Below are 11809 nucleotides of genomic sequence, written 5' to 3'. Positions count from 1 at the left end.
GCGCCTGAGAACCACCTGGACGAGCGTCCACAACATGCGCGGGATTCCGCGAATTCGACGGCCGCGACGGCCGCGGCGACCTGTGGCGCACACCACACCCCGAGGTCCTCGCGCACCCCCGTGACGCGCCGACGCGACCCTCGGCAGGATACGTCGCCGCCCGCGGCACCGGGCCTCGTCCCGCCCGGGGACGCGACGAGCGACGCCGGCGCGCACCGCCGCGGCGCTCCGACCGGCGGCGTCACAGGATCTCTCCCGTTCCTCTGAGCCCCCGGCACGACGCCCCTGAGCGAGGTCCACACGGGCGGCCTACCGTGGGAGGACGCCCGTGGCCCGACGCCGGTCCCTGGCGCGCGGCCGTCGTCCACGGCCGGTGGCGGCGGGCGGTCCTGCCCGCCGACGACCGGAGACCCGCACCACGTGACGACACCCCCCGCACCCCGCCCCGACAGCGACGACTCCGCCCCGCGCCCCGCGACCCACGACGCCGGCCGCGAGGCAGGACGTGCCGCCGCGGAGACCGCGCCCGCGAAGGAGCGCGAGGCCCCGGCCCGGCTCTCCCTCACGCAGGTCGTCGCGAGCGCGCTCGCCGCCGTGAGCACCACGGTGCTGCTGTCGTACTTCGGGACCGCAGGGACGATCATCGGCGCCGGCATCGCGAGCGCCCTCACCGTCGTCGCGAACTACGTCTACACGCGCTCGATCCAGAAGACGCGCGAGCAGCTCGTGCCCGTCGTCGGCAAGGTCGTGCAGGTGACCACCGGCGGGAGCACCCCCCGCGACCGCGCCACGACCACCACCGTCACGACCGCCGTCGCGAGCGTGCCGCGCGGGACGGTCGTCGTGGACGGCTCGGCGCCGGACGCGGGGTCGGGCACGGGGGCGACGGGCGCCCTCGCTCCGGGCGGCGACGCCACCGAAGAGGCCGACGGCGACCCCGTGGCCCCGGAGCAGCCGCAGAACGCCTGGCTGCGGCTCGTCGACCGCTACGGCCGCGGGCGGGTCCTGACCGTGTCGGCGCTCGCGTTGTTCGTCGTGGTGATGGGTGTCGTCCTCGTGGTCGAGCTCGCGATCGGCAAGCCGATCTCGGACGCCGTGCGAGGCGTGGAGGGCTCAGGGACGACGATCAGCCGCGAGCGCTCGACCGGGACCGACGCTCCCGCGACGCCCCCGCCGTCGGGCCCGGCCGTGGACCCGTCGACCGTGCCGACCCAGGACCCTGCCCCGACCCCGTCGACGACGCCGACGGACGAGCCGTCGACGACCCCGACCCCGGACCCCACCGAGAGCCCCACCCAGGAGCCCTCGCCGGACCCGACGACGCCGGACCCCGGTCCCTCGTCCACGCCCGACCCCGGCACGGGCGAGGGGACCGGCGCGGGAACGGGTGAGGGCGCCGAGGCAGAGACGGGCGGGAGCACCGGCACGGCGCCGACCCCCGCGCCGTCCACGCCCGCGTCCGCGTCCGCGTAGGACCGTTCCGGCCGCACGACGGCGGTGGGAGGATCCGAGGATGCGCCGGTCTCCCCACGCCACCACCCGTCGCGCGACCGCCCTCGCGCTCCCCCTCGTGACCGCGCTCGCCCTGGCGCTGGCCGGGTGCACGGCCGACCGCCCCGACGGGCCCGCCGTGCCGCCGGACCGGTCCGCGGACGTCGCCGGGGCCGTCGACCGCGACGACGGCGGTCCGCGGCTCGTCGACGCCTCCGACCCCTACTACGAGGGCATGGCACTCCTGTCCGCGAGCACCGTCGTCCTGGACGCGGACGGCGGGCGGGTCGACGGCGACGCCCTGGACGACGGTGACGTCGTCGAGGTGTGGGCCGACGTCTGCGCGGAGTCGTCCCCGGTGCAGTGCCAGGTGCTCGCCGTCCGCGTCGTCGGCTGAGCAGGCTCGCCCGGCGAGCACGGTGTCGTTCGGTGCGCCTGGCCAGATTCGAACTGGCGACACCCGCTTTAGGAGAGCGGTGCTCTATCCCCTGAGCTACAGGCGCGCGGCCCCGGGGAACGGGCCGGAGGACAGCCTAGCCGTCGGCGACCGTCGGAGGCGAAGCGCGCCCGCGCCGGCGGTGGCCACCGGGCCGGAGCGGGGCCGGCGGGCGAGGATGGGCCCATGCCCACCGGACGTGCCGACGCGCCACGCCGCGTCCTCCTCGACTGCGACCCTGGCCACGACGACGCGATCGCGATGCTGCTCGCGCACGGCAGCCCCGCCGTCGACCTCGTGGCCGTGACGACGGTCGCCGGGAACCAGACGCTGGAGAAGGTCGCGCGCAACGCGCTCGCCGTCGCCGAGCTCGCGGGGATCGACGTCCCGGTCGCGGCCGGGTGCGACCGGCCGCTCGTCCGGCCGCGGATCGTCGCACCGGACATCCACGGCGAGTCCGGGATGGACGGGCCGGTCCTGCCCGCCCCGCGCCGCGCCGTCGACCGCCGCCACGCGGTCGACCTCATCGTGGAGACGGTCATGGGCGCCGAGCCCGGCGAGATCACCCTCGTGCCGACGGGGCCGCTGACGAACGTCGCGATGGCGGCGCGCCGGGAGCCGCGCATCGTGCCGCGCGTGCGGGAGGTCGTGATGATGGGCGGGGGCTACCACGGGGGCAACCGCACGCCGGTCGCGGAGTTCAACGTGCTCGCCGACCCGGAGGCGGCTCACGTCGTGCTGCACGAGCCGTGGCCGGTGACGATGGTCGGCCTGGACCTCACCCACCAGGCCGTCGCGACGCCGGACGTGCGCGACCGGCTCTCCGCGCTCGACACCACGGCCGCCCGGTTCGTCGGCGAGCTGCTCGACTTCTACGGCGCGACGTACCGCTCGGCGCAGGGCTTCCTCTACCCGCCCGTCCACGACCCGTGCGCCGTCGCGTGCGTGATCGACCCGGAGGTCATGACGACGCGCCGTGCCCCGCTGGACGTCGAGCTCCATGGCGCGCTGACCACCGGCATGACGGTCGCGGACCTGCGCGGCGACGAGCCCGGGCCCGACGAGTGCCGTACGCAGGTCGCGGTCACCCTCGACCACACCCGCTTCTGGGACCTCGTCCTCGACGCCCTCGCCTGACGGGTTGTGGGCGGTCAGGGGCGCATCGCCGTGACGAAGCGGTAGCGCAGGCCGGTCGACGACGTCGCCCAGTCGCCCTCGTGCGCAGCCCAGCCGTCGGGGATCTCGGGCGCGTAGGTGTCGCCCTCGACGACGGTGTCGATCTCCGTGACGACGCAGCGGTCCGCGAGCGCGATCGTCGCGGCGTAGAGCTGCGCGCCGCCCATGACCCACACCTCGCCCGACCCGGTCTCGCTCGCCGCCGCGCGGGCCACCGCGAGCGCCGCCGCGACCGACCCGGCCACGCGCACGGGCGCGCCGGCCTGCTCGGCCGGGCGACCGCCGTCGGGCACCGCACCGCCGGACGCACCGACGCGCGGCGACGGGTCGCCCGGTGACCACCCGGGCTGCCGCGTCACGACGACGTTCACGCGCCCGGGCAGGGGCCGGAACCGGGGCGGGAGCGAGTCCCACGTGCGGCGGCCCATGACGACGGGGTGGCCGGACGTCACGCGCCGGAAGTGCGCGAGGTCCTCGGGCAGGTGCCAGGGCATGGTGCCGCCCGCACCGATGACGGGCCGCCCCGCGGCGTCGCGCGCCTGCGCCCAGACCAGCCCGAGCGTCTCCTCCCCCACCGCCGTCAGACCGCGATCGGGGCCTTGATCGTCGGGTGGTGCTGGTACCCGACGACCTCGATGTCCTCGTACTCGTACGCGTCGATCGAGTCGCGCGGCGCGAGGCGCAGGGTCGGGTACGGGTACGGGTCGCGCGTGAGCTGCTCGCGCACCTGCTCGACGTGGTTGTCGTAGATGTGCACGTCGCCGCCGGTCCACACGAAGTCGCCGACCTCGAGCCCGGTCTGCGCGGCGACCATGTGGACGAGCAGCGCGTACGACGCGATGTTGAACGGCACGCCGAGGAAGAGGTCGGCCGAGCGCTGGTAGAGCTGGCAGGACAACCTGCCGTCGGCCACGTAGAACTGGAAGAACGCGTGGCAGGGCGGCAGAGCCATGTTCTCGATCTCCGCGACGTTCCACGCCGAGACGATGTGCCGGCGCGAGTCGGGGTTCGCCTTGATCTGCTCGATCACCTGCGCGACCTGGTCCACGTGCCGCCCGTCCGGCGTCGGCCACGAGCGCCACTGGACGCCGTAGACCGGGCCGAGCTCGCCGTCGGCGTCCGCCCACTCGTCCCAGATGCTCACGCCGCGCTCCTGGAGCCAGCGCACGTTCGAGTCGCCGCGCAGGAACCACAGCAGCTCGTACGCGATCGACTTGAGGTGGACGCGCTTGGTCGTGACGAGCGGGAAGCCCTGCGACAGGTCGAAGCGGAGCTGGCGCCCGAACACGCTGCGCGTGCCCGTCCCGGTGCGGTCGCCCTTGGGGGTGCCGTGGGCGAGGACGTCGCGCAGCAGGTCCTCGTACGGGGTCGGGACCGGCCGGGCGGGGCTGCCCGACGGCGCACGCTCGCCCTCGGTCACGACGGCGAGGGTCGGGGAGGTCGAGTCGGGGGCCACGGTCGTCAGTGTGGGTCGTCGCCGCGGGGCGGGTCAACCACTGCCGTCGGCCTGTCCCGACCTCGACCGCGCACGACTGCGGGCGCTCGTCGACGAGGGTGACGCACGTCATGTCACGCCGCGCGCTCCCAGACGGTCAGAGGGGTAGAGCGCCGGACCGGACGCTCGTGGGCACAGGAGGCAGTGATGGAACGCATCGTGGTCGTCGGTGGGGGCTACGCCGGGTTCACGGCGGCCCGGGAGCTCGAGAAGCGCCTGCGGCGCGAGCTGCGCCGCGGCGAGGTCGAGGTGGTCCTGGTCGACCCGCGCCCGTACATGACCTACCAGCCGTTCCTGCCGGAGGTCGTCGCGGGCTCGGTCGAGGCGCGCCACGCCGCCGTCGCGCACCGGGGCCACCTGCGCCGCACGCGCCTGGTCGACGGGACGGTCGAGCGCGTGGACCACGCGCGCCGCACGGTCGTCGTGCGGCCGCGCTCGGGCGAGCAGTACGACCTGACGTACGACACGGTCGTCGTGACCGCGGGCGCGGTGACGCGCGTCTTCGCCGTGCCGGGCGTCGCCGAGCACGCGATCGGCATGAAGCACGTCGAGGAGGCCGTCGCGATCCGCGACCGGATGCTCACGTCGTTCGACCGCGCGGCGAGCCTGCCCCCGGGCCCGGAGCGCGAGCGGCTGCTCACGGTGACGTTCGTCGGCGGCGGGTTCTCCGGCGTGGAGGGGTTCGCCGAGCTCCTGTCGCTCGCGCACGACCTCACGCGCGTCTACCCCGAGATCGACCCGGCGGAGCTGCTGTTCCACCTCGTCGAGCGCACCCCGCGCCTCCTGCCGGAGGTGACGGAGCGTCCGGGGCGGTGGGTCGTGCGCGAGCTCGAGCGCCGGGGTGCGCACGTGCACCTCGAGACGGGCATCGTGTCCGCCGAGGGTGGGGTCGTGACGCTCTCGACGGGCGAGTCGTTCGCCACGGGGCTGCTCGTGTGGACGGCGGGCAACGCGGCGAACCCCGTCGTCGCGACGCACACCGACCTGCCGGTGGACGCGCGCGGCTACCTCGTCACCCGACCGGACCTGCGCGTCGGGACGGTGGACGACACCGTCCCCGACGCCTGGGCCGCGGGCGACGGCGCCGCCGTGCCCGACCTCGCGGTCCCCCGGCCGGGCGCGCTCACCGTCCCCAACGCGCAGCACGCCGTGCGGCAGGGTCGGCGCCTGGCGCGCAACCTCGTCGCGGCCCGGCGCGGTCGGGCCACGCGACCGTACGTGCACGGCAGCCTCGGCGTCGTCGCGACGCTCGGTCTCGGCTCGGGGGTGTTCGAGTACCGCCGGCTCGTCGTGCGCGGGCGCCTCGCGTGGCTCATGCACCGCGGCTACCACGTGCTCGCCATCCCGACCGGGGAGCGCACGGCCCGCGTGCTCGCCGTGTGGGCGACGGGCGCGCTGTTCGGGCGCGACGTCGTCTCGCTCGCCGCGGTGCAGCGCCCTCGCGCGGCGTTCGTCGCCGGGGCGACGGCGAGCGCCGCCCCCACGAGCGCCACGACGGCGCCGGCGCGGCCGGCACCGGAACCCACGGTGCCCGGACCTCTCCGCGCGGCCTGAGACCGCCGTCCGGGACGGGGAATCACGCGACCGCCGTCCGCGTTCTCCGGGCGACCGACCGGTGGGCGACGAGCGCACCGGCACCGCACGAGTGCGAGGATCGACGCATGACGACCGAGCCAGCCACCACGACCCCGCAGACGGGCACCGACGAGATCGCCCCGTCGTCGCCGTCTCCCACGGACGCCCTGTGGGTCGAGCGCACGGGCGTGCGCACGTACACCGGCTACTCCGCGCGCGGTGCCCAGGTGCTCATCGGCCCCGCGAGCGCGGGTGCGGTGTTCACGCCGGGCGAGCTGCTGAAGATCGCGCTGGCCGCGTGCGCCGGCATGAGCTCGGACCGCACGTTCGCGCGCCGCCTGGGCGACGACTACGCGGTGACGATCCACGCCGAGGGCGTCAAGGACCTGCCCGAGGACCGCTACCCCGAGATCACGGAGCGGTTCGAGATCGACCTCTCCTCGCTCGACGACGAGGCGCGCGAGCGCCTGCTCACGGTCGCCGAGCGGGCGATCGAGAAGACCTGCACAGTGGGACGGACGATCAAGGCCGGCGCGACCGTGCACACGGTGTTCCAGCAGCCGGGCGGCAGCGTCGAGTGACGACCGGGCCGTGAGGCCCGACCGACGACGGGAGGCGTGATGGCGCACGAGCAGCCGTCCGGTACGCCGGACTACGGGACGTGGGACCCCCGGGGGACCCCCACGTCGGACGCCGTCGCGCGGCGGGGTCGTCGCGCCGTCCGGGCGCCCCAGGACGCGGCCGTCGACGCGACGGACTGGGCCGCCTACCGGCCCACGCCGCTGCTCGACGCGGCGCTCGACAAGGCCGTGACCATCCCCTCCCACGTCATCCGGTCGCACGTGGACGGCGTACGACGCCGGAACCCGGAGGCGAGCCCCGCCCAGATCGTGCGGATCCTCGAGCGCGAGTACCTGCTCGTCATCCAGGCCGCGGGCGGCGCCGTCGGTGCGGCGGCGGCCTTCCCGGCGGTCGGGACGGGTGTCGGGATCGCGTTGACGTCGAGCGACATCGCGACGTTCTTCGCGTCGTCGGCGGCGTTCGCGCTCGCCGTCGCGGACGTGCACGGGATCGCCGTGGACGACGTCGCACGCCGCCGCGCCCTGCTCCTCGCCACGGTGCTCGGCGAGAAGGGCGCGCGCGACGTCGAGCGCGCGACCCAGGGCTCGGGCCTCGCGTGGGGCAAGGTCCTGCTCACGAGCATGCCCGCCGGGACGCTCGTCAAGGTGAACAAGGCGCTCGGCAACCGCTTCCTGCGCACCCAGCTCGCCAAGCAGTCCGGCCTCGCGATCGGGCGCCTCGTCCCGTTCGGGGTCGGGGCGGTCGTCGGCGTCGCCGGGGCGCGCGCGCTCGGGCACGGCGTGATCGGCCAGTCCCGGCGCGCGTTCGGGCCGCCGCCGTCGGTGTTCGGGCGGCTCCTGGAGGTCGTCGAGTCTCCGGTCGAGGACGCGCCGCCGCGGCTCGTCCCGGTGCCCGACGACGCCGCGAGCCCTCGGCGCCGTCATCGCCTCCTGCCGGGGCGCGGCCGGCGGGACCACTCCCCCGCGCGCGACGCCGAGTGACGCCCGCAGCGCCTGACGACCCGACGGACGACCATGCCGGCATCGCCCGGCGGGCGGGAGACGGCGCGGCTCGGCGCGTCTCCGTCGCGCGCGACCTGGCCGTCGACGCGACCGTCGCGTTCGCGTGGGTCGCGGACCCGCGCACGCACCCGCGCTGGATCCCTCTGACGGCCATGGCGACCCCGGCCGTCCGCGGTCCCGAGGTCGGCGACCGCTTCACGATGGTGAGCGGACCGTCCGCCCGTCGTACGGGGCGGGCGTTCACCGACCGCATGGTCGTCGAGTCGCTCGACCGCCCGTCCGTCGCGGCGGGCCGGACCGGGAGCACGCGGGTGCACAAGCTCGGACCCGTCCTGCTCGGCGACGCCGGGTTCGACGTCGTGCCGCTCGGCCGCGGACGCTGCCGCGTCGTCTGGTGGGAGGAGGCGTACCTCGCCGGCCCGCTCCCCCGCGCCGCCACGGCGCCGTTCGTCGGGCTCGCGCTGCGCTGGATGATGCGGACGTCACTGCGCCGCCTCGAGGCCCGCCTGCTCACCCACCGCTGACGCGGGTCGACCGGTGCCAGGGGCCCGGGTCGACGCCTCGCGGCCGCGCGCCCCAGACGCGCCGAACCCGGGGTCGCTCCCGACCCACGGCTGCGGGTGAGGAGCGACCCCGGGTTCGGCAGGGTCGGCGAGATCGGCGAGGTCAGGCCGTCGGCGCATCCTCGACCGGGGCGTCCTCCACCGGCGTGCCCGACGACGCGGGGGCGCCCGCGTCCGGCGCGGGAGTCGTGGCTGCCGGGCCGGCGAGGATCAGGTAGAGCTCGCGGCGCGTGCGCTCGAGGAGCTCTGCTGCGGCCTGCGCCTGCTCGTCGGTGCCCGTGCGGGCGACCTGGTGGACCGCCGCGGCGACGGCCTCGACGCCCGCGCGCAGCTCGCGCCTCGAGCGGCCGCCGCGACCGGCGGCCTCGGCGAACGGGTCGCCCAGCTCGGCGGCGTGCTCCGCGACGTACGCGGTGCCCGCCTCGGTGAGCGTCGCGAGGCGACGCCCGCCGTCGGCCGAGAGCTCGACGAGCCCCTCGTCCTGGAGCAGGTTCAGCGCGGGGTAGACCGCGCCGGGGCTCGGGCGCCACTGGCCCTCGCTCCGCTCGGCGATCTCCTGGATGACCTGGTAGCCGTGCATGGGCTGCTCGGCGAGGAGCAGCAGGACGGCGGCGCGGACGTCGCCGCGGCCGGCGCGCCCCGGGCCGCGACCGCGGCCCCCGTGACGACGCCCGCCGTGTCCCGGGCCGAACCCGGGACCGCCGGGGCCGAAGCCCGGCCCGCCCGGCCCGAAGCCGGGGCCGAACCCACGCTCGCCGGAGCCGGAGCCGGGGTCGAAGCCGCGTCCGCCGTCGGCCGGGCCGCCGAACCCGCGGCCACCGCCGCGGCGCGCGCCGCCCCGACCACGGGGACCGTCGCCGCGGAACCAGGCCGCGTCGTCGGGCACGGGCGGGAAGCCGTCGCGACGACGGCGGTCCGGGCGCGGCCCGGGTCGCTCGCCGAACGGCTGGGACATGTTCTGGACGTTCTCCGGGGTCCTGCCCCGGTGCTGGTGTGCGTAGCTCATGGGATGTGTCTCCTGTGTTCGTGGGCTCCGGGTGTTCCGCGGAGCGGTGGCGGGCCGTGGCGGCCTCGCGAGGGTCGCGAGTCGTCGGTTCGACTCTCAGCGATACGCTAACGATATATCGATAGAGTATCGCTGTCAACGCCCTGCCATGGAGCGCCTCGTCCCAGGACGCGGGCAGGCCGCGGACGTACGCTGGCATCCAGCAGCCAACCGGCAGCCCACCAGCACCATCGGACGCCACCCCCCGTCCGACCACCACCCGGGCCGCACCACCCCGGCAGGCCCGGCTCCCGCGAGGAGGCGGCGATGCGCCCAGGCCAGCCCCGGCACTACCTCATGTGCCGGCCCACGTACTTCACCGTGAGCTACGAGATCAACCCGTGGATGGACCGGCGCACCCCGGTCGACACCCCGCTCGCGGTCGCCCAGTGGGAGCGCCTGCGCGACACCTTCCGCGACCTGGGCCACACCGTGGAGACGATCGACCCCGTCCCGGGCCTGCCGGACATGGTCTACGCCGCGAACGGCGCGACCGTCGTCGACGGCCTCGTCTACTCCGCGCGCTTCGCCCACCCCGAGCGCGGCCCCGAGGGCCCCGCCTACCTCAAGTGGTTCGCCGACAAGGGGTACGTCACCCACCTCGCCGAGCACGTCAACGAAGGCGAGGGCGACCTCCTCGTGGCCGGCGACGCCGTGCTCGCCGGCACGGGCTTCCGCACCGAGCGCGCCGCGCACGCCGAGGCCGCCGCGCTGTGGGGACGCGAGGTCGTGACGCTCGAGCTCGTCGACCCGCGCTTCTACCACCTCGACACCGCGCTCACCGTGCTGCGCGGAGGCTCCGGCACGGCCCCGGGGGGCACGCAGCCCGACGGCGGCGCGCACCCCGGCCTCACCGGCCCGCCGCCCGTCGACCTCGCCTACTACCCGCCCGCGTTCTCGCCCGCGGCGCAGGAGGTCCTGCGCGAGCGCTACCCCGACGCGCTCCTCGCGACCGAGGAGGACGCCGTCGTGCTCGGCCTCAACGCGGTGAGCGACGGCGCGCACGTCGTGCACGCCCCGCGCGCCGAGCGGCTCGCCGCGGCGCTGCGCGAGCGCGGCTACGAGACGCTCGCCGTCGACACGTCCGAGCTGCTGCGCGGGGGCGGTGGCGCCAAGTGCTGCACCCTCGAGATCCGCGAGATGGCCGCCGGGCCGGTCGCGACGTCGGGGAGCGCGTCGTGACCGCGCAGGACGTCCGCCCGGTCGCCGGGCCGGCGGTCGAGACGCCGCGCGACGCCCTCGCGCACAACTACCACCCGCTGCCCGTGACGGTCGCGACGGCCGAGGGGGCGTGGGTCACCGACGTGGACGGGCGTCGCTACCTCGACTTCCTCGCGGGCTACTCGGCCCTCAACTTCGGGCATCGCCACCCCGCGCTCGTCGCGGCCGCGACCGCGCAGCTCGGGCGTGTCACGCTCACGTCGCGCGCGTTCGACCACGACCTCCTGCACCCGTTCGCCGCCGCGCTCGCCGGGCTCGTCGGGCCGCTCACCACGGGAGGACCCGACTCGCTCGTGCTGCCGATGAACACCGGCGCCGAGGCCGTCGAGACCGCGATCAAGACCGCGCGCAAGTGGGGGTACGACGTCAAGGGCGTCCGCCCCGGGGAGGCGACGATCGTCGTCGGCTCCGGGAACTTCCACGGCCGCACGACGACGATCGTGTCGTTCTCCGACGACGAGGACGCGCGCCGCGGGTTCGACCCCTACACGCCCGGCTTCCGGGTCGTGCCCTACGGCGACGCCGACGCCGTCGCCGCCGCGATCGACGACACCACCGTCGCGGTGCTGCTCGAACCCGTCCAGGGCGAGTCCGGCGTCGTCGTGCCGCCCGCCGACTACTGGCCGCGGCTGCGCGCCCTCACCGCCGAGCGCGACGTGCTGCTGGTCGCGGACGAGATCCAGTCCGGCCTCGGCCGCGCGGGCACGACGCTCGCGGTCGAGACCTGGAGCGTGCGGCCCGACCTCGTGACGCTCGGCAAGGCGCTCGGCGGTGGGATCCTGCCCGTGTCCGCCGTCGTGGGACGCCGTGACGTGCTGGAGGCCCTCACGCCCGGGACGCACGGCAGCACGTTCGGCGGCAACCCGCTCGCGTGCGCGGTCGGCCTCGCCGTCGTCGACCTCCTGGCCACCGGCGAGCCGCAACGCCGGGCGCGCGAGCTCGGCGCGCGGTTCCAGGACCGGCTCGCCGGGTTCGTGGGCGCCGGGCTGCTCGACGGCGTCCGCGGCCTCGGGCTGTGGGCGGGACTCGACCTCGATCCCGCGCGCGGGACCGGTCGCGACCTGTGCGAGGCGCTGCTCGCGCGCGGCGTCCTCGCCAAGGACACGCACGGCTCGACCATCCGCCTCGCTCCCCCGCTGACCATCTCGGCCACCGACCTCGAGACCGGGCTGTCCGCCCTGGAGGACGCGCTCACGGACCTTGCGCGGGGTCGGTAGAGTCCGG

Annotated in this window: 12 protein-coding genes and 1 tRNA gene; 9 read left to right on the top strand and 4 right to left on the bottom strand. The window is 76.0% G+C overall.

Going from position 1 to position 11809, the window contains the following annotated elements; all coding sequences use genetic code 11:
- The first annotated feature begins 420 nt into the window (after positions 1-420).
- Positions 421-1473 (top strand): hypothetical protein, encoded by a 1053-nt coding sequence (locus tag ABRQ22_RS02925; RefSeq protein ID WP_353708512.1) that lies wholly within the window; start codon positions 421-423, stop codon positions 1471-1473.
- 40 nt (positions 1474-1513) lie between these two features.
- Positions 1514-1888, top strand: coding sequence for a hypothetical protein (locus ABRQ22_RS02920; RefSeq protein WP_353708511.1), 375 nt, complete (start codon positions 1514-1516; stop codon positions 1886-1888).
- A 33-nt stretch (positions 1889-1921) separates the two neighbouring features.
- Here ABRQ22_RS02920 and ABRQ22_RS02915 read toward each other — a convergent pair.
- Positions 1922-1994, bottom strand: a tRNA-Arg gene (locus ABRQ22_RS02915).
- Between the two features lie 119 nt (positions 1995-2113).
- Here ABRQ22_RS02915 and ABRQ22_RS02910 point away from each other — a divergent pair.
- Complete coding sequence (locus tag ABRQ22_RS02910) at positions 2114-3064, top strand: nucleoside hydrolase (RefSeq protein WP_353708510.1); 951 nt, start codon at positions 2114-2116, stop codon at positions 3062-3064.
- A gap of 14 nt (positions 3065-3078) precedes the next feature.
- Here ABRQ22_RS02910 and ABRQ22_RS02905 read toward each other — a convergent pair whose 3' ends face one another.
- Both ABRQ22_RS02905 and ABRQ22_RS02900 read right to left on the bottom strand, forming a co-directional pair.
- Positions 3079-3678 (bottom strand): dihydrofolate reductase, encoded by a 600-nt coding sequence (locus ABRQ22_RS02905; protein ID WP_353708509.1) that lies wholly within the window; start codon positions 3676-3678, stop codon positions 3079-3081.
- Positions 3679-3683: 5 nt separating this feature from the next.
- Positions 3684-4523 carry a thymidylate synthase gene (locus tag ABRQ22_RS02900; RefSeq protein ID WP_353709492.1) on the bottom strand — a complete coding sequence of 280 codons (840 nt, stop codon included), beginning with the start codon at positions 4521-4523 and terminating at the stop codon, positions 3684-3686.
- 222 nt (positions 4524-4745) lie between these two features.
- On the opposite strand from ABRQ22_RS02900, the gene ABRQ22_RS02895 reads away from it, so the two are divergent.
- From ABRQ22_RS02895 to ABRQ22_RS02880, 4 genes are all read left to right on the top strand, one after another.
- A complete protein-coding gene (locus ABRQ22_RS02895; protein WP_353708508.1) occupies positions 4746-6152 on the top strand; it encodes an FAD-dependent oxidoreductase in 1407 nt (468 codons plus the stop codon).
- 107 nt (positions 6153-6259) lie between these two features.
- Complete coding sequence (locus tag ABRQ22_RS02890; protein ID WP_253052741.1) at positions 6260-6754, top strand: OsmC family protein; 495 nt, start codon at positions 6260-6262, stop codon at positions 6752-6754.
- 39 nt (positions 6755-6793) lie between these two features.
- Complete coding sequence (locus ABRQ22_RS02885; protein ID WP_353708507.1) at positions 6794-7735, top strand: hypothetical protein; 942 nt, start codon at positions 6794-6796, stop codon at positions 7733-7735.
- The gene (locus ABRQ22_RS02880) at positions 7732-8280 is read left to right on the top strand and encodes an SRPBCC family protein (protein ID WP_353708506.1); all 549 of its coding nucleotides are present in this window, start codon (positions 7732-7734) and stop codon (positions 8278-8280) included. The genes ABRQ22_RS02885 and ABRQ22_RS02880 overlap by 4 nt, the downstream gene beginning before the upstream one ends.
- Before the next feature lie 142 nt (positions 8281-8422).
- On the opposite strand, the gene ABRQ22_RS02875 is transcribed toward ABRQ22_RS02880, so the two are convergent.
- Positions 8423-9325 (bottom strand): PadR family transcriptional regulator, encoded by a 903-nt coding sequence (locus tag ABRQ22_RS02875; protein WP_353708505.1) that lies wholly within the window; start codon positions 9323-9325, stop codon positions 8423-8425.
- A gap of 306 nt (positions 9326-9631) precedes the next feature.
- Here ABRQ22_RS02875 and ddaH point away from each other — a divergent pair, with 306 nt between their 5' ends.
- Complete coding sequence (ddaH, locus tag ABRQ22_RS02870) at positions 9632-10546, top strand: dimethylargininase (RefSeq protein ID WP_353708504.1); 915 nt, start codon at positions 9632-9634, stop codon at positions 10544-10546.
- Positions 10543-11802, top strand: coding sequence for an ornithine--oxo-acid transaminase (rocD, locus tag ABRQ22_RS02865; RefSeq protein ID WP_353708503.1), 1260 nt, complete (start codon positions 10543-10545; stop codon positions 11800-11802). The genes ddaH and rocD overlap by 4 nt, the downstream gene beginning before the upstream one ends.
- Positions 11803-11809 lie beyond the last annotated feature (7 nt).

Source organism: Cellulosimicrobium sp. ES-005, from assembly GCF_040448685.1.
Taxonomy (GTDB): domain Bacteria; phylum Actinomycetota; class Actinomycetes; order Actinomycetales; family Cellulomonadaceae; genus Cellulosimicrobium; species Cellulosimicrobium cellulans_G.
This window is presented reverse-complemented; position numbering and strand designations above follow the sequence as displayed.